The sequence below is a fragment of the Paenarthrobacter sp. 4246 genome, from assembly GCF_040546855.1.
GTDB lineage: Bacteria > Actinomycetota > Actinomycetes > Actinomycetales > Micrococcaceae > Arthrobacter.
In genome coordinates this window covers 64,495-82,890 of sequence record NZ_JBEPOP010000010.1, presented here as the reverse complement: position 1 = coordinate 82,890, position 18,396 = coordinate 64,495, and the positions used below count along the sequence as shown (strand labels likewise).

The 18,396-nt window shown below is 63.1% G+C and carries 13 protein-coding genes; 5 read left to right on the top strand and 8 right to left on the bottom strand.

Annotation, left to right across the window (positions count from 1 at the left end; genetic code table 11):
• Window positions 1-28: 28 nt before the first annotated feature.
• Window positions 29-1,036, bottom strand: coding sequence for a lipoyl synthase (gene lipA / locus ABIE35_RS17775; protein WP_354516996.1), 1,008 nt, complete (start codon window positions 1,034-1,036; stop codon window positions 29-31).
• Complete coding sequence (gene lipB / locus ABIE35_RS17770; protein WP_354517119.1) at window positions 1,033-1,764, bottom strand: lipoyl(octanoyl) transferase LipB; 732 nt, start codon at window positions 1,762-1,764, stop codon at window positions 1,033-1,035. The genes lipA and lipB overlap by 4 nt, the downstream gene beginning before the upstream one ends.
• An 86-nt stretch (window positions 1,765-1,850) precedes the next feature.
• Between lipB and ABIE35_RS17765 the strand changes: the two genes are divergently transcribed.
• Window positions 1,851-3,515: a serine/threonine-protein kinase gene (locus ABIE35_RS17765; protein ID WP_354516994.1), complete on the top strand. Its 1,665-nt coding sequence runs from the start codon at window positions 1,851-1,853 to the stop codon at window positions 3,513-3,515.
• 15 nt (window positions 3,516-3,530) lie between these two features.
• On the opposite strand, the gene ABIE35_RS17760 is transcribed toward ABIE35_RS17765, so the two are convergent.
• Window positions 3,531-4,430 carry a TIGR01777 family oxidoreductase gene (locus tag ABIE35_RS17760; protein ID WP_354516993.1) on the bottom strand — a complete coding sequence of 300 codons (900 nt, stop codon included), beginning with the start codon at window positions 4,428-4,430 and terminating at the stop codon, window positions 3,531-3,533.
• Window positions 4,431-4,515: 85 nt separating this feature from the next.
• On the opposite strand from ABIE35_RS17760, the gene ABIE35_RS17755 reads away from it, so the two are divergent.
• A complete protein-coding gene (locus ABIE35_RS17755) occupies window positions 4,516-8,010 on the top strand; it encodes a S41 family peptidase (protein WP_354516991.1) in 3,495 nt (1,164 codons plus the stop codon).
• A 98-nt stretch (window positions 8,011-8,108) separates the two neighbouring features.
• Here ABIE35_RS17755 and ABIE35_RS17750 read toward each other — a convergent pair whose 3' ends face one another.
• From ABIE35_RS17750 to ABIE35_RS17730, 5 genes are all read right to left on the bottom strand, one after another.
• Window positions 8,109-8,537, bottom strand: coding sequence for an OsmC family protein (locus ABIE35_RS17750; RefSeq protein WP_354516989.1), 429 nt, complete (start codon window positions 8,535-8,537; stop codon window positions 8,109-8,111).
• A 176-nt stretch (window positions 8,538-8,713) separates the two neighbouring features.
• A complete protein-coding gene (locus ABIE35_RS17745; RefSeq protein ID WP_207597150.1) occupies window positions 8,714-9,067 on the bottom strand; it encodes a hypothetical protein in 354 nt (117 codons plus the stop codon).
• Between the two features lie 133 nt (window positions 9,068-9,200).
• Window positions 9,201-10,970: a 2-oxoglutarate dehydrogenase, E2 component, dihydrolipoamide succinyltransferase gene (gene sucB, locus ABIE35_RS17740; protein WP_354516987.1), complete on the bottom strand. Its 1,770-nt coding sequence runs from the start codon at window positions 10,968-10,970 to the stop codon at window positions 9,201-9,203.
• A gap of 111 nt (window positions 10,971-11,081) precedes the next feature.
• The gene (gene lpdA / locus ABIE35_RS17735) at window positions 11,082-12,464 is read right to left on the bottom strand and encodes a dihydrolipoyl dehydrogenase (protein WP_207597152.1); all 1,383 of its coding nucleotides are present in this window, start codon (window positions 12,462-12,464) and stop codon (window positions 11,082-11,084) included.
• Between the two features lie 296 nt (window positions 12,465-12,760).
• Window positions 12,761-14,284, bottom strand: coding sequence for a leucyl aminopeptidase (locus ABIE35_RS17730; RefSeq protein WP_354516985.1), 1,524 nt, complete (start codon window positions 14,282-14,284; stop codon window positions 12,761-12,763).
• 337 nt (window positions 14,285-14,621) lie between these two features.
• On the opposite strand from ABIE35_RS17730, the gene ABIE35_RS17725 reads away from it, so the two are divergent.
• The 3 genes from ABIE35_RS17725 (at window position 14,622) to ABIE35_RS17715 (ending at window position 18,310) form a co-directional block, all read left to right on the top strand.
• A complete protein-coding gene (locus ABIE35_RS17725) occupies window positions 14,622-15,560 on the top strand; it encodes a proteasome assembly chaperone family protein (RefSeq protein ID WP_354516983.1) in 939 nt (312 codons plus the stop codon).
• Window positions 15,561-15,595: 35 nt separating this feature from the next.
• Window positions 15,596-16,951 (top strand): MFS transporter, encoded by a 1,356-nt coding sequence (locus ABIE35_RS17720; protein ID WP_354516981.1) that lies wholly within the window; start codon window positions 15,596-15,598, stop codon window positions 16,949-16,951.
• A gap of 99 nt (window positions 16,952-17,050) precedes the next feature.
• On the top strand, window positions 17,051-18,310 hold the full coding sequence (locus tag ABIE35_RS17715; RefSeq protein ID WP_354516979.1) for a DUF4192 domain-containing protein: 1,260 nt from the start codon (window positions 17,051-17,053) through the stop codon (window positions 18,308-18,310).
• The last annotated feature ends 86 nt before the right edge of the window (window positions 18,311-18,396 follow it).

Below are 18,396 nucleotides of genomic sequence, written 5' to 3'. Positions count from 1 at the left end.
GGGGCGACGCGGCTGAGGATGGGTTTGCCTACTTGTGGGCGGCGAGGATGGTGGAGGCTTCCTGGCGGGTGGTGCCGGAGGACTCGATGTGGGCCAGGGCGGCCGGGATTTCCCAGCCCTTCTTCCGCATCGCGGTGGCCCAGAGGCGCCCGGCCCGGTACGAGGACCGCACCAACGGACCCGACATCACACCAAGGAACCCGATCTCCTCGGCCTCGTGCTGGAGATCCACGAACTCCTGCGGCTTGACCCACCGGTCCACCGGCAAGTGCCGCTCGGACGGGCGCAGGTACTGGGTGATCGTGATCAAATCACACCCGGCCGCATGCAGATCCCGCAGCGCCTCGGAGATTTCTTCCCGGGTCTCGCCCATGCCCAGGATCAGGTTGGACTTGGTCACCATGCCCAAATCCCGGCCCTGCGTGATGACATCCAGGGACCGCTCGTACCGGAACGCCGGACGGATCCGCTTGAAAATCCTCGGCACGGTCTCCACGTTGTGCGCGAACACCTCGGGCTTGGAATCACAGATCGCCGCGATGTGCTCGGGCTTGCCGGAGAAATCAGGGATCAACAACTCCACCCCGGTGCCCGGGTTCAGTTCGTGGATCTTCCGCACCGTTTCGGCGTACAACCACACACCCTCATCGGCCAGGTCATCACGGGCCACCCCGGTCACCGTGGCGTACCGCAACTGCATGGCCTGGACGCTCCGCGCCACTTTGGTGGGTTCGAACATGTCCACTGGGGAGGGCTTACCGGTATCGATCTGGCAGAAATCACAGCGCCGGGTGCACTCTGACCCGCCGATCAGGAATGTCGCTTCCTTGTCTTCCCAGCACTCAAAAATGTTCGGGCAACCGGCCTCTTCACAGACCGTGTGCAGGCCTTCCTTCTTCACCAGATTCTTGAGCTGGACGAACTCCGGACCCATCTGGACCTTGGCCTTGATCCACTCGGGCTTGCGTTCAACCGGGACCGCCGAGTTACGCTGCTCAACGCGCAGCAACTTACGGCCTTCAGGTGCCAGGGTCACTGGAGTGCTCCTTCGTGGGTGGAAATGAGTGCTTCTTCATGCTTGCGGAATTCTTCCGCGAAGCGGTCAACGATGTCGGCCGGGTTGATGGTCCGGCCGGCTTCCAGCGACATGGTGGTGACACTGGCGTCGGAAATTCCACAGGCAATGATCTGTGCGTAAGGCGCCAAGTCATTGCTGCAGTTGATGGCGACACCATGCATGGTGACGCCGTCCAGGACACGGATACCGATAGCGGCAATTTTGCGGTCCGGACCCTTGTCATCGGCAAGCAGCCAGACGCCGGCCCGGCCTTTCACAGTCACGGCGTTGATGCCGTAGTCCGACATCACGGCAATCATGATGGCTTCGAGCCGTTCCACGTAGTCGCGGATACCGGCGCGGTTCTTGAGTTTGAGGATGGGATAGGCGATCAGCTGTCCTGGACCATGCCAGGTCAACTTTCCACCGCGGTCCACGGGAACGACGGGTGTCCCGTCAAAGGGCCGCTCGTGATCTTCCGTGAGTTTGCCGGCCGTATAGACGGCAGCGTGCTCCAGGAGCAAAACGGTGCTGTTCTTCTCGCCCGCAACAACTTTGTTGTGGATCTCGCGCTGCAGGTCCCAGCCCTGCATGTAGTCAACGAAATCAGGGGCAAGACCCAGTTGTGAAAACTCAAGAGTCATGGGTTCAAGCTTAGACCCAGCGGCAGACTGTCCATGATTTTGTGGCGAACCTCTCAGTCGCATCACGTGCTGTTGATGCCAGGGAGTGATCTGGGTGCGACCTGTGGATAACTTCTGCGGAAAATTCCGTATTCCGGTAGATCTTGTCTATGGAAACTCTGGATCCGCCCGCCGCCGTCACGCCGTCCGCTCCGGGCTATGCGACATCCCGCATGTTGGGCCAAGGCAGTACTTCTACTGTATGGCTGGTCACCAGGAGCAGCGATGGGGCGCGGTTCGCCATTAAATGCGCCAGTCCCGGAGCCCAGATGGCGCAATCCAAGGTTCTTGAGGAAGCCTCGAGGGAGGTCAAGGTCCTGTCCGGCCTGAAACACCAGCACCTGGTTCGGGTTCACGACGTCGTTCCGCTTGAAGGCGATTGCGTGGGGACACTGGGCATCGTCATGGACTACGCGGCGGGCGGCTCGCTGGCCAACCTGATGGCAGGGCGGGGAAGGCTCCATGTAGGCGAAGCTGTCACCATTCTGACCCCTCTTGCCCAGGCCTTGGACTACCTCCATGCCAATGGCACCGTGCATGGTGACGTGGCGCCTGGAAATATCCTCTTCACTGCCGAGGGGAAGCCACTGCTCGCGGACCTGGGCATTGCCTCCGTGGTGGGAGGTGGCCGGCCAAACCTTGAGGCTGGAACACCCGGCTTCACGTCGCCGGGTGGCGCAGTTGCCGCCGGCAGTGGGACTGACGCTTTGCAGGAACTCCAGCCGGCGCGTGATATTTATTCCCTTGCCGCCGTCGGGTGGTACTGCCTGACAGGGGCGGCCCCGGAGACCACTCAGCACCGGCCGCCGTTGTCGGTGGTGGTTCCGGATGTTCCGAGGTCATTGGTGGCCGCATTGGAGGCTGCCCTGGATGTCGATCCGCTGGTGCGGCCAACGGCCAGGGAACTGGCCATGGCGATCTTCAGGAGCGCGGCGCCGGCGCCGGTGGACTTGTCCGGGGCCGTACATTCCTCCGTCATTCCTGACCTGCTGACCCGCCGACAGGCCTTGGGGCGTCCCGAACGCCGCATGCCCCGATGGGTTGGATCATGGCGGAGGTTCCTCCTGCAAGGGCTACGGCCTGGACTTCGTCCGGAGGGTCGACGGCCCCAACGTCGTGGTCGCAGGTTCAGGTTCACGTTCAGTGCGGCCATACTGACTACCGGGTTGCTGCTCGGCACCGCGGCATGGATACTGTGGCCGCAGAACCCGCAGCATCAAAGCCTGGAGTTATCTGCGCAGCCGCAGCAAGCAGCGGCGGAGACCTTGAATCCGGCCCCAGGGCCAGGAACCACGGTGTCCGCCGCTCTGCCGGAAGAACTGGCCGAAGGACTCCACGCCGAAGATCCGGCAGTGGCCGTTGCCACGCTGGCATCCGTGCGCGACATTGCACTGGGGCAGGGAAGACCTGAGTTATTGGCTTTGGTCAATGCCGCTGGATCACCCGCGGAAGCCTCTGATCAGCTGCTGGCGGACCACCTGCGGAAAACCGGAACGATGTACGCCGGATTCTCGACGACGTTATCCGCGGATGGCGTGTCCGGACTCGGGGAGGCCGGCGACGCCGTGGTCACGGTGACTGTCGCGACATCCGGCTATGAAGAACGTGATGCCTCAGGAGCCAAAGCCCGGCCACAGCCTGCCGGCCCGCCGCAGAAGCTTCGCGTTCACGTCGTTCGCGCTGACGGGCGATGGTGGATTTCAGAAATCCTCGCTCCAAGCACCGGCAAGGAAAGCGACACCCTGGACCACACTGGTCCAGCGACCAACGGCTGACGGCCAACCGCCCGGTCAGCGTGCCCTGTCCTTGGTCAACCAGGCCATGGCGTCAGATAAGGATGGGTGCTCCCACGTGAAACCAGCGTCCGACAGCCGGGCAGGCTCCATTCTCTGGTTGGCAAGAACCAGCTCATCGGCAAGCCGCCCCAGCACCAAGCGCAAAGCGGGACGGGGGACACGTAAGAAGGCTGGCCGGTGGAAGGCTTTGGCCAGGGCGGCGACGATCGTGTTGACGTCTGCGCTTTCCGGGGCGCAAACATTCACCGCGCCATCAATGTCAGTTGTCAGCAGATGCGCCAACGCAGCCACTTCATCGGCCAACGTGATCCAAGGCCAGTACTGCCGCCCGTTTCCAAACGGCCCACCCAGCCCGATCCTCAGCAAAGGGAGGAGGGGTCCAAGCGCGCCCCCCGAGGTGCTGAGTACTACGCCGGTCCGCGGAGTCACTACGCGCACAACAGGGGGTGCGGTCCGGGCAGTTCGTTCCCATTCAACGCACAAGCTTCCCAACACGCCATGGCCAGGCCCCGAATCCTCCCGTAGAAGGCCCTCGCGTGAGGCACCGTAGTATCCGGAGGCGGATTGACTGATGAAGGTGGCCGGTGGTGTGCCGAGTCTTCCCATGGCGTCGGTCAGGGTCCGGGTGGTTTCGAGCCGGGAATCCCGGAGTTCCCGGATGCGTTTTTTGGTCCATGGGCGGTCCCCGATTCCGGCTCCGGAAAGGTTGATGACGGCCTCGGCCGTGTCCAGGACGGCTTCGTCGAGTTGCCCCGCGGCCGGGTTCCACGTCCATTCACCGGGGTCTTTGGCGGGCCTCCGCACCAACCGGATGACTTCATGGCCGTGGCCGGCCAGGTGCTCCGATAAAGCCGTTCCGATCATTCCTGACGCTCCGGACATCACGATTCTCATGACCCATCTCACCATGGGAAACGTGTGTGGCGGAAACGCCTGTCGGTGCGGCTGAGGGTGGGCGCCTCTTGACTATGATCGAACAATGACCTCCTCCAGCTACCTCCGTTTCCCGCATGTGCACGGCGATCTGGTCACTTTCGTGGCCGAAGACGACATCTGGGTGGCCCCCCTTTCCGGCGGGCGTGCCTGGCGGGTTTCGTCCCAGCAACTGCCGGCACGGAACCCCCGCTTCACTCCGGACGGAAAACGACTCGTCTGGACGGTGATTGTGGGAACGTCTCCGGAGGTTGTCACGGCCAACGTCGACGGCGGCGGCTACAGGCAGCTGACGTACTTCGGACACAGCACCACTAAAGTCAAGGGCTTCACACCGTCAGGAAATGTGGTGGTGACCAGCGCCTTCCAGCAGTCCGAAAGCCGCCACACGCATGCTTACAGTGTCCCCCTTGACGGGGGTGCCGCCGTCGAACTTCCCTTTGGACCCGTTGAGGCAGTTGCCTTCGGTCCCGAAATCGGTGACGAGAAGCCCGTGGTGTTGGCCAGTGTCCTTTCCCGGGAGCCTGCTTGGTGGAAGCGGTACCGAGGCGGCACGGCGGGCAAACTGTGGATCGACGCCGACGGTAACGGTGAGTTCGAGCGCTTGGTTCCGGAGATCGACGGGAACCTCACTGACCCCCTGTGGGTCAAAGGACGTATCGCCTTCCTTTCGGACCATGAGGGGTACGGCAACCTCTACTCCGTACTTCCGGACGGGTCGGGGCTGCGCCGCCACACCGATCACGAAGACTTCTACGTCCGGCATGCGAGCACGGACGGTGGACGGGTGATCTTCGAATCGGCCGGGGAACTGTGGATGCTTCCTTCTCTCGACTCAGACGCCGAGGCAAGCAAACTGGATATCACGCTGGGTTCAGCGTCGCCGGCGCGCCGCCCCGCGCCCCTGAAAGTCGCCGCACACCTCGGCGACGTCGTTCCCAACGCCTCGGGTACGGCCAGTGCCGTGGAATCACACGGCACCCTCCACTGGCTCCGGCACAAGGACGGGCCCTCGCGGGTAGTGGAGGCCACACCCGGGGTACGTGCCCGGCTGCCGCGTCCGCTGACGGGGGGCCGTATCGCCTACGTCGCTGACCATGGGGCCGTTGAAGCCCTGTACATCAAGCGCATCGCCTCGCGATTGTCCGCAGTCGTCGACGTACCAGACACGGTTGTTCCGACGCCAGCTCCGGTCGATGAAGCTGATCCACTGCCCAAACCGGTGTCTGCGTCCAACGTGTTGGGGCAAGCAAGTACTGAGGCGCGGGCAACAGCCACGCCGCCAACTGGTCCGGCAACCGGCACGGTGGCCGAGCCGTCCGCTGACACTGTGAGTGCTACGGACGCGCCGCCAGTCCCTGAAACGGCGGAAGACGCGATTGAGGTCCGGATTGAATTCCCGTCGCCTACGCGGACGAGTGCTTTGGAGGCGAGCCCGGACGGGCGATGGCTCGCAGTGGGGACCTCCTTCGGGGACGTCTTTGTTGCTGATACCGTTCAGGGAACGTTGACCCTTGTTGTCGGCGTGGGTGAGGGCAGCATCGAACAACTGGCGTGGTCCGGGGATTCGCAGTGGCTGGCGTGGTCCGAGCCGGTCACATCTTTCGGTTCGCGGAGTAAGCTCCGCATCACCCGCCCAGGTGACGCTGAGGCGGGCATCATTGATGTCACTGACGGCCGTTTCTGTGACGAATCACCGCGGTTCACCCCTGATGGGAAGTTCCTTGCTTTCCTGTCGAACCGAAGCTTCGACCCCGTCTATGACGGCCACTCCTTCGACCTGTCCTTCCCGAGCCCCATCAAGCCGTATCTTGTGGCCTTGGCAGCGGACACGCCTTCACCTTTTGGCCCGTCCGTTGATGCGCTGGAGGATGTGGCGACTGCCCCGGTCAAGCTCGACGACGGCGGCGCACCTGCCGTGCGCATCGACCCGGAGGGCCTGGCTCACCGCGTCATCGGTGTGCCCGTGCCGCAAGGGAATTACTCGCAGCTGGCTGCCGCAGACGGTGCCTTGCTGTGGCTCGATACCGAACTCTCCGGCGTGACGGGCGAAGGCAAGGGCACCCTTGCAGATAAGAAGGCCGCACCGGCCCTGGTGCGCTACGAGCTCGCCAAGCGCAAGAAGACCACCTTGGTTGCCGCAGTCGACAGCTACAGGTTGTCGGGGGACCTCAAGCGGGTTGTGTACATCCTGGACCAGCAGGTGACCTCGGTACCTTCCGACACCAAGGTGGACGAGGAATCCGGAGACCTGGTGAAGGTGGAACTGAACAGGATCCGGGTCATTCTTGATCCGGTGGCTGCCTGGGGGCAGGCCTTTGAGGAGGCTTGGCGTCTTCAGCGGGACTTCTTCTGGACCGCAGACATGGCGGGCCAGGATTGGGACTCCGTCTACAAGCGCTACCGCCCGATGGTGACCCGGCTGGGCTCGCATGACGACCTGGTGGACCTGTTGTGGGAGTTGCACGGTGAGCTGGGAACCTCGCACGCCTACGTCAAGCCTGCCGCTGTGAGCGAGCCAGGTCGTAACGGTCAGGGCCGCCTGGGCGCCGAGTTTCACTTCGGCAGCAGGGGCTGGGAAATCACGCGGATCCTGGCAGGGGAGTCCTCGGACCCGCTGGCGACTTCACCCTTGACGCGACCGGGTGCAGACGCGAAGGCCGGTGACGTCCTCCTGGCGATTGACGGCGTCGAACTTTCGGCGGCTTTGACGCCCGCAATGCAGCTGGTGGGAGCAGCCGGCCGGACGGTGGAGCTGACCCTGCTGAACGGCGAAGGACACGGTAGGGCCGCCGGGGCCCAGCGTCGTGTGGCTGTTGTCCCCGTCCGTGATGAAGAAAGGCTTCGCTACCAGGACTGGGTCCGGGCCAACCGCCGCACCGTGCGGGAGGCGTCGGACGGCAAGTTCGGTTACCTGCACGTCCCGGACATGATGGCCAACGGCTGGGCGCAGCTTCACCGCGATCTGGATACCGAAACCGCCCTGGACGGCCTGATTGTGGACGTACGGCGCAACCGTGGCGGGCACACCTCCCAGCTGGTCGCCGAACTAATCGGCCGGAAGGTCACTGGCTGGAGCATGCCGCGTGGGGAGAAGCCGCGGACTTACCCGGATCACGCCCCCCGCGGTCCTGTGATCATCCTCGCCGACGAATTTGCGGGATCGGATGGCGACATCATCACCCAGGTTTCCAAACTGAGGGGCATTGGCCCCGTGATCGGTACGCGGACATGGGGAGGCGTAGTGGGCATCGACAACCGCTTCGCCTTGGCGGATGGCACCGGGGTGACGCAACCCCGCTACGCCACGTGGTTCAGCGGCGGGATCGGCTGGGATGTGGAAAACCGCGGAGTGGAGCCGGACATCGAAGTACTGTTCCCGCCCCACGCCTATGCCGCCGGTACTGATCCGCAGTTGGAGTACGGCATTGGTGCCCTCAAGGAAATGATCCAGGAACTGCCCACGGACAGGCCTCCCCTCCGCGAGGGCTACCGCAAGGTCCGTCCGGAACCGTTGCCCTCACGTCCGCAAAAAGGCTAAGGGCAGAAGGGTCAACGGCGAAGAGCCCCGCCGTTTCCGTGAAGGAAGCGGCGGGGCTCTTCTTGTGCTTAAGCGGTGCTGTTCAGCACACGGTGGAGCTAGACCGACAGCGTGGCATCCAAGGTGATCTCGATGCTGGCCAGTGCACCCGAAACGGGGCAACCTGTCTTCGCGTCTTCGGAGATCCGGCGGAAGTCTTCTTCGGACAGGCCGGGAACCTTTGCGGTCATGGTCAGGTGGCTCCCGGTGATGCCGGTTCCGGGAACGAAAGTGACATCTGCCTTGGTGCTGACTTCCTCAGCGGTGAATCCTTCACCTGCGAGGGCGTGGCTGAAAGCCATGGAGAAGCAAGCGGAGTGGGCCGCGGCGATCAGTTCTTCGGGGCTGGTCTTGCCACCGGACTGTTCGGTACGTGCCTTCCAGGTGACATCGAACGTGCCCAGGCCTGAGCTGTCCAGCGTCGTGTTGCCGGCGCCCTCGATCAGGTTGCCGTTCCAAACCGTGTGTGCGGTGCGTGTTGCTGCCATGTCCACTCCTTGAGGTCGTTGTGAGTCGGCAACCAGCCTGAGGCAGGTGCCACCGGTTTCCATCCTAGGGATTTGCCCGTGGGACCGCACGGCCATTCCGCTGTCAGTGGATTGTGACCCCGGGGACTGGCGGGATGGAGACGGAAAACGCTGTCTGGCGTCAGGAAGGCGCCGGATCAGTTCCAGAGCGTGGCGATAGCGATGTTCACCAGGGCAAGGCCGCCCACACCATGAGCCAATCCTGTGGAGACAGGCTCGCCCTTTTTGACCTTGCGGGAGCCAATGACGGCAAGGACTGCCACAGCCACGCCAATGGCGAACTTAACCCCCAGCTTGAAGTAGTTGGGATCGGCATCAGGCAACAAGGGGAACAGACCCATCATTGCGATGCCGGTCAGGAGCTGCAGGAAGGCGCCATCGCGCTGGCGCGGGTGGATGGTTGGCTCCTTGATGGTGGCGATCCAGTAGCCCACAATCATGGCCGCGCCGACGATGTGCAAGAACACCAGAATGCTGAAGAGAATACTCATGGACCCAGCTTATCGAGTTGGTTCTACGTCCCGTAGCAAAGCCACGCGGAGCGGATACAGCAAAGGGGCAGGTCACCGGATTTCCCGGTGACCTGCCCCTTCACGCCACTGTCGGACCTTGTGGCACTAAGCCCTAGAGGCCAAGGTCAGCTTCGAAAGCACCTTCCTCAAGGCGTGCCTTGAGGGTCTGCAGGAAGCGACCGGCGTCTGCGCCGTCCACCAAGCGGTGGTCGTACGTGAGGGAAAGGTACATCATGGAGCGGATAGCAATCGAGTCGTCGCCATTTTCGTCGGCAACCACCACGGCACGCTTGACTATCGCACCGGTTCCGAGGATACCCACCTGCGGCTGGTTGATGATCGGAGTGTCGAACAGCGCGCCAACAGAACCGATGTTGGTGATGCTGAAGGTACCGCCGGACAGCTCGTCCGGGCCGATCTTGCCGTCGCGGGTGCGGCCTGCGACATCGGCGATCTTGCCGGCGAGGCCCGCAAGGTTCAGGTTGCCGGCGTCGGAGATGACCGGAACCAGAAGGCCCTTGTCAGTGTCGACGGCGATCGCCAGGTGCTCAGCGTTGTGGTAGGTGATTTCCTGCTTGGATTCGTCGTAGGCGGCGTTCAGCTTAGGGTGCTGCTTCAGGGCTTCAGCGACAGCCTTGGCGATGAACGGCAGGAAGGTGAGCTTGACGCCGTTCTGGGCCAGGAACTGGTTCTTGGCCTTGAGACGGAGCTTGGCGATCTTGGTCATGTCGACCTCATGCACCTGCGTCAGCTGGGTGGAGACCTCAAGGGACTCGCGCATGCGGCGGGCGATGACCTGGCGGATACGCGGTGCCTTCTCCGTGGTGCCGCGCAGGGACGAGGCTACTACCGGAGCAGCAGCCTTGGCAGCGGGGGCTGAGTCTGCGGGGGCCGATGTTGCGGGGGCAGCGGCGGCCTGCTTGGCTTCGGCAGCGGCCAGGACATCCTGCTTGCGGATACGGCCACCGACGCCGGTACCGGAGACGGAAGCAATATCCACACCGTGCTGGTTGGCAAGTTTGCGGACCAGGGGAGTGACGTAACCGGATTCCGAAGAACCTTCAGCTGCGGGAGCAGCAGCCGGAGCGGCAGCGGGTGCAGCAGCCGGAGCGGCAGCGGGTGCAGCGGCAGGTGCTGCGGGAGCGGGTGCAGCAGCAGGTGCAGCTGCCGGAGCGGCAGCAGGTGCAGCGGCAGGTGCTGCGGGAGCGGGTGCAGCGGCAGGTGCCGCGGTTGCGGGAGCGGCGGCCGGTGCGGCTGCGCCGGAACCGATGACAGCAAGGACGGAGCCAACCTCAGCGGTCTCGTCCTCGTTGACACGGATCTCCTGCAGGGTGCCTGCAACCGGCGACGGGATTTCCGTGTCGACCTTGTCGGTGGAAACCTCCAGAAGGGGCTCATCCACCTCCACGGTGTCGCCGATAGCCTTGAGCCAGCGGGTCACGGTACCTTCGGTGACGCTCTCACCCAACGCGGGGAGGGTTACTTCGTGGCCTTCGCCGCCGGAAGCGGCGGGTGCCTCGGCAGAGGGAGCTTCCTCTGCTGCTGGTGCAGCCGGAGCTTCCGCAGCCGGTGCAGCCTGTTCGGCGGGCGCAGCGGGTGCTTCCTCAGCAGGCGCAGCTTCGGCAGCAGGAGCACCGGAGCCTGAGCCGTCGCCGATGCGGACCAAGGGGGCGCCAACTTCAGCCGTCTCGTCTTCAGCGACGAGGATTTCTTCGATGACGCCTGAGATCGGAGAAGGGATTTCGGTGTCTACTTTGTCGGTTGAAACCTCGAGCAGCGGCTCGTCGATCTCTACCCGGTCACCAACCTGCTTGAGCCAGCGGGTGACGGTTCCTTCGGTGACACTCTCACCGAGGGCGGGCAAGTTAACGGATTCAGACATGTCGTCCCCGTTCTCCTTATTGATCTTTGTGCGGATGAATTCTGCTGGTCCGGTTCAGGTGCATGCGGCATATTCCGCCGCATGCACCTGAACCGTGGGTCTTGGTAAGACTTAGCCGTGGAGAGCTTTGCCCGCGAGGGCAAGGTGGGCTTCGCCCAGGCTTTCGTTCTGGGTGGGGTGGGCGTGGACCAGCTGGGCCACGTCCTCCGGGTAGGCTTCCCAGTTCACGATCAGCTGGGCCTCACCAATCTGCTCGCCCATGCGGGAGCCGATCATGTGGATGCCCACCACGGGGCCATCTTTCTGGCGTACGAGCTTGACAATGCCACCGGTGCCGAGGATTGAGCTCTTGCCGTTGCCAGCAAGGTTGTATTCCTGGGTCTGCACCTGGTCGTCGCCAAACTTCTCCTTGGCGGCCTTTTCGGTGTAGCCGACCGTGGCGATTTCAGGCTCGCAGTAGGTGACCTTGGGGATGTTGATGTCCTCGACGATTGCCGGGTTCAGGCCGGCGATTTCCTCGGCAACGAAGATGCCTTGCTGGTAGCCGCGGTGTGCGAGCTGGACGCCGGGGACGATGTCGCCAACGGCGTAGATGTTGCCGACGCCGGTGTGAAGACGTTCGTTGGTGATGACGAATCCGCGGTCAATGGTGAGGCCGGCTTCTTCGTAGCCCAGGTTGGCGGTGACAGGGCCACGGCCAACGGCGACGAGCAGGAGGTCGGCTTCGAAGGTCTGGCCGTCAACCAACGTGACCTTGACGCCGTCGTCGTTCTGCTCGACGCCCTGGAAGAAGATACCGGTGGTGAACTTGATGCCGCGCTTCTTGAAAGCACGCTCGAGGTTCTTGACGATCGAGGCGTCCTCGTTCGGAACCAGGGAGGGGAGGCCTTCGATGATGGTGACGTCCACGCCGAAGGACTTCCAGACGGAAGCGAATTCGACGCCGATGACGCCGCCGCCAAGAACGATGGCGCTCTTGGGGATGTAGTCCATGGTCAGGGCTTGGTCGGAGGTGATGACCTTGCCGCCGATTTCCAGGCCGGGCAGGGAACGGGAGTAGGAACCCGTGGCAAGGACGATGTTCTTGCCCGTGTAGGGGGTGCCGTTGACAACTACAGTGTTGTTGCCCTGGAGCTTGCCCTCACCCTCGATGACCGTGATGCCCTTGGACTTGATAAGTCCCTGGAGGCCCTTGTACTTGCCGGCAATGATGCCGTCCTTGTACGCGTTCACGGCCGGCATGTCGATGCTGTCCAGCGTGACGTTAACGCCATACTTGGCGGAATCGCGTGCATGGTCGGCCAGTTCGGCCGAGTGCAGGAGTGCCTTGGTGGGGATACAACCGTTGTGCAGGCAGGTTCCGCCGAGCTTTGCCTTTTCCACAAGGCCAACGGTGAACCCAAGCTGTACGGCCCGCAGGGCAGTGGCGTAGCCGCCGCTGCCGCCACCGAGTACCAGGATGTCGAATTCTTGCGCAGTTGCCTGATCGGCCACTAAAACGCTCCCTCGCGTGAATGATGACACGGGACTGCGTGCCATCTGGTCTTTGGAACTTGTTCTGCCGTGATTATGCCAGCACCTAAGTTCTCTTGCATTTGTGACTATCGAGTTCACCTTAGCGAACCACCTACCCATGCTCCACCCTCTGCGGGCGTTTTGTGGAGCGCTTGTGTCGAGACTCACGTTCACTTGTGACACAGCGCTACACGCCGCATAATTCCGGGGTTGCGCGGCCCTTGCAGGGTGTCCGGCAAGGGCCGTCGCAGCCCGGGTGGGCGGGGGCGTGCCGCTTAGGCGGAAACGGCGAGGAGATCCTCGGCGTAGGCAACCAGGGTACGGACGGTGCATCCGGTTCCCTGCTTGGGGGTGTAGCCGTATGGGCTGCCGTTGTTGAACGACGGACCCGCAATATCGACGTGTGCCCAAGGGATTTGCTGGCCGTCGCCGTTCTTGCCGACGAATTCCCGCAGGAAAACGGCTGCGGTCATCATGCCGCCGTTACGCTCGCCAATGTTGGCAAGGTCCGCCACCTGGGAATCCAGGCTTGGGCGTAGTTCTTCAGGCAGCGGCATCGGCCAGACCAGCTCGCCTGCCCGGTCTGCCGCCGACTTCAGGGCTGCGGTGACGGAATCGGAGCCCATGACGCCAGCCGTGCGCAGTCCCAACGCGATGAGTTGGGCGCCTGTCAGCGTGGCAACGTCAATGATGGCGTCCGGCTTTTCAAGACTGGCAGCGACGAGCCCGTCGGCCATGACCAGGCGCCCTTCGGCGTCGGTGTTGAGGACCTCGACGGTCTTCCCGCCGTACATGGTGAAGACGTCGGCAGGCCGTGCTGCAGCACCCGAGGGCATGTTCTCGGCAATGCAGAGCCACGCGGTCGCCTTGATGTTCAGGCCAAGCGAAGCGATGGCCAGGACGGTATTAAGGACGACGGCGGCGCCCGCCATATCGCTCTTCATGTCGCCCATGCCGAGGGCCGGCTTGATGGAGATACCGCCGGTGTCGAACGTGATGCCCTTGCCCACGAGGGCAATCTTCCTGGTGGCCTTGGCCGGCGTGTATTCGACCTTCACCAGGCGTGGCTGGCGGGTTGAACCCTTGCCGACGCCAAGGATGCCGCCGAAGCCTTCCTTTTCCAGGCGCTTCTCATCCCAGACAGTGACCTTGACGGGCAGGCCCTTGGCGAGTTCCTTGGCGGACTCGGCGAAAGACTCCGGGTAGAGGTGGCTGGGAGGCTGGTTGACCAGGGTTCGGGTGGCGTTGACGGCGCGGGCAACAACAGCAGCGCGATCCAGTGCCGGTTGTGCATCCTTGGGGTCGACATCGGAGAAAATCAGGGCCTTGGCTACGGGGGCTTTCAGTCCGTCCTTGCTGGAACGGTGCTCCGTGTAGGAATAGGCGCCAAGGGCGGCACCCTCAGCGATGGCCGCGACGTCGGCGATGCCGGTGGTGGGGAATGCCAACGTTACTGACGTGACGCCTGCCAGTTGCCGGACGGCAGAGCCCGCGGCGCGACGCAGGGACTCTTCGGGGAGGCCGCCGGATTCCGACAGTTTGCCCACGCCGGCGAGGACCAAAATTCCCGAGCCGGTCTCCGGCAAGCCCGGGAGCCGGTGTGCCTGATCGGCGGCGCCGGTGATCCCCAACAGTTTGAGTGAGCCCGCAACGGACTCGGCTGCCTTTGCGCTCAACGGATTCGGGAGCAGCACTGGCCCATCCGCACCTTGCGCAACTCCAATCACAAGCGCGTCGCTGGGGGACTTTTTCAGGTCCTTGGCGATGATGCCCAGGATGATGTCAGTAGTCTTGACCACGAGGATGTTGCCTCACTTCTCTCTGCATTGCATGGCTGGGCCGCATGTTTGGCGGCCTGCCCCGGTACGCGCCCGACGTCCTCTTCCGACGGCGGCCTTGGTCTTCAGGGGCCAGTGTCGCAAGAGGATACCGGCCTGTTTCGATCGTAGTCTCTTGAGCGCTGTGGACAGCAATTAAATGAGAGCTGCGGCACATCCGGTGCAGGAATGCCCGCTGGAGGTGCAGCGTTGTAAGAATTAATGGAATCCCACCGCTACTACCAAAGGCCCCGTTGGCGCCATGTGGCCGGCACCTCCGGGACTTTCCCCTACTTTGTCATTGCGAAAGGAACACGCCGTGTTTGAACGGATATCCGGCTCCCTCCTGGACCCTGAATCGCTGTACGCGCGCAACATCGAGACCTTCCACAGCCCTGAGCTCCGCGGGCTGAACATGGTCATGGGATTCACTGGATTTGCCGATGCCGGCCAGGTGGTCCGGCAGATCAACGCGGAACTGCTGGACGAGCTCGACGCCGAGGTTGTGGCCATGTTCGACGCCGACCAACTGATCGACTACCGTTCGCGCCGCCCCCACATCAGCTTCGTGGAAGATCACGTGCAGGATTACCAAGCCCCCAAACTTGGCCTGTACAAGTTGACCGACGGCCTTGGCCAACCGTTCCTGTTGCTGGCCGGCTTCGAACCGGACCTCCAGTGGGAGCGTTTCTCGCGGGCGGTCGTTGGGATTGTTGAAGAGCTGGACGTCAACTTGGTCACCTGGATCCATTCCATTCCCATGCCTGTCCCGCACACGCGGCCCGTGGGAGTCACCGTTCATGGCAACCGGCCGGATCTCATCGAAGGTATTTCCAGCTGGAAGCCCACTGTGGACGTTCCCGCTGCAATCGGTCACGTCCTTGAACTGCGGCTGACGGAAGCGGAACGCAACGTGGCGGGCTACGTGATCCATGTCCCGCATTACTTGTCAGAAGCGGAGTACCCTCCGGCGGCCGTAGCCGGCCTGGAGTACCTTGGGGCGGCAACATCGTTGATGTTGCCCACCGACCGGCTCCGTGAGTCAGGCCGGGAAGTTGGGCGCCAGATCGCCGAGCAGATCGAGGCCTCGGAAGAGGTCCAAGCGGTGGTCACCAATCTTGAGACCCGGTACGACGAGAAATCCGAGGGCGTAGTCCGCCGCTCGCTCCTGGCGGACGAGAACGACGAGCTGCCCAACGCAGAGGATATCGGAGCCGCCGTCGAGGCCTATCTGGCCCGTAAGGACTCGCCTCAATAAATCATCTTTCAGGAGGTGACAGGCATAATTGAGGGGTGAATGCACCCCGCGCCTGGCTTATCTGGACGATCGGCGTGTTCGCCTACCTGGTGGCGGTGGCGCAACGAACGTCCTTCGGCGTCGCTGGATTGGAAGCTACTGACCGGTTCCATGCAAGTGCAGCTGCCATCTCCTTCTTCACCGTGCTTCAACTCCTGGTCTATGCAGGGCTGCAGATTCCGGTAGGGGTCCTGGTTGACAGGTTCGGTTCACGGGCCATGATCGCCGGGGGAGCAGTCCTGATGGGGCTGGGCCAATTGCAGCTCGCGTTCGCGGACAGTGTGCCCGGGGGCGTCCTGGGTCGGGTCCTGGTGGGTGCCGGTGACGCCATGACCTTCATTTCGGTGATCCGTCTGGTGCCGTTGTGGTTCGCTCCCGCCAAGGTTCCCTTGGTGACGCAGCTCACCGGGATGTCCGGACAGTTGGGGCAGCTCTTCAGCGTAGTTCCTTTTGCGCTTCTCCTTCACACATCAGGGTGGACCCCGGCGTTCCTCACCCTGGCCGCCATGTCAGTGTTGGCTGTGGTGCTGGTTCTCGCGATGCTGCGGGATGCTCCTCCCGGGCATCCGCCCAAGGAGTCCGGGCAAGGCCTGAGGGCCACGGGAGTCTCCCTGTCACGTGCTTGGAAACAGCCGGGGACCCGGCTGGGGTTGTGGAGCCACTTCACCGTCCAGTTCAGCGGAAACCTGTTCGCCATGACCTGGGGCTACCCGTTCCTGCTCTCGGCCCAGGGCCTTGATGCCGGGACAGTCTCCGCTTTGATGGCGCTCTTTGTGGCAACCGCCATCATTGCGGGCCCGGGCTTTGGCCGCTTCGTTTCCAGGCACCCCATGCGACGTTCAGCGATGGTCCTGCTGATCACCTTGGCGACTGCTGTGGCGTGGGCTGCCGTCATCCTTCTTCCTGACCGCGCTCCGCTGTGGATGCTGGTGGTGTTGGTAGTGGTACTGGCGGTTGGCGGTCCGGGGTCCATGATCGGTTTCGACTTTGCGCGGACCTTCAACCCCTCGCACCGGATCGGCACAGCAACCGGAATTGTGAACGTTGGCGGCTTCATTGCGGCACTTGTTGCGATCTACCTCATCGGCCTGGTTCTGGACCTCCTGAATGCCAGCGGTTTCTCGGGCGGCGATTTGTACGGCCTGGCACCGTTCCGCATCGCACTTAGCGTGCAGTTCCTGCTTCTTGGCCTGGGAACGGTCCTCATCCTGGTGACCCGGCGTAAAGTCCGGCGGCAGATGGCTGCCCAGGGAATCCATGTTCAGCCGTTGGTGGCGACCCTGGCCAAGCAGCGCCGGGAGCGTATTGAAAGAAGGCGCGCCTCCCGTGCCACCGCCCCAAACGATCAATAGGTAGGCTGCCGTTCTTGCCACAGCGTAATGTGGACCGGCTTTTCCACATAGGCAAGGTGTGGTCTGTTTCGGCTGGCCGGACGTACGCAGGCTGGAGGCATGACCACCAAGAGAACACTGAGCATCCACCGACCTGAAGACATTCTTGGCTATATCCCTCACATGCTGGGCTATTGGCCCGAAGAAAGCTTGGTTGCCATCACCATGCAGGGGAAAATCCTGGGCGCCACGCTGCGGGTGGATCTTCCGTCCCGCCGGTCCCCCCGGGCACTTGCCGCTTTCGCTGAACAGGTACGCCATTACCTGGTGGCGGACGAAGCCGCCAACGGTGTGGTGCTTGCTGTCTACGCCGATGCCGGTTGGGCCGACTGCACCGTCGCCGACCAGACGATGCCAATGATTGAAGCCTTGCAACTGTCCCTCGACGAGGTTGACTTGTCAGTCCGGGATGCCTGGCTGATCGGAAGCCAATACTGGCGCGGTGCCTTCTGTTCGGACAAAAGCTGTTGCCCGGAACCGGGACTTCCGGTGGCCCGCATCAAGGACAGCCAGCTGAGCGCTGAACTCGTGTACCAGGGGAGTGTAGTCGGTCCATCGCCAAGGAGCGGCACCGGACAACCTTCGCTCGCCAGATCAGGACCGCTGGATCCGTCCGTGATGGAAGCGGAGTCCCGGTTCGGGGAGCGCATCCTCGGTCTGTGGCGCAGTGAGCGATGCCTGGAGTCCGTCCTTGCGGTCTGGCATCACGTCCTCGCCAGGGTTGAGCATGGCGCTCCTCTGCAGCCGGAGACTGATGCGCAACTCATCGGTTTCCTCAGGACCACGCTGAAGGTGCCGGCTTGGCGGGATGCCGTGGTGGTGATGGCGGCCGCCGGCATGGACTCTGCAGTATCCGGCGCTGCTGCTTTTGAACTCTTCAGCGATGAAGAGTCCTGCGCGCCGCCGTTTGATGTTGGCGAACTCGGCGTTACGGCACCCGCAGCCAACCCGCCGGCCATTGCCCCTGGTGGTTCGAGTGGGCACGGGGATGTCTTCACTTATGGCGATGTCCTGCTGGGAATGCGCCCCGATACGCCGTGCTGGGGCCGCGTTGATGCGTTGCACCGTGTTCTTGCCGGGCTGTGCGTGGAAACGGAGTCAGGTGATGTGGCTGCCGCGGCGTTCACGCTCCAAGGCTGGATCTCATGGTGCAAGGGCAGCGGTTCAATCGCCCATGCATCCCTTGTTCGGGCTGAAACTGCCCGTCCTGGTTATCGATTGGCCGAACTTCTGATGGAAGTCCTGGGCCAGGGCGCCGTTTGTCGTTGGGCAAGCCGGCCCGGCTCGGCGTGGCGGGGGTCCAGGCAAGCACATGCATAGGACGCCTGTACCCACTTGGTGGAGTTCAACAGGCATGGGTTTCGCAAAACCGTGAGACAATGGATGCCGAGACCCGGTTGGGTCCG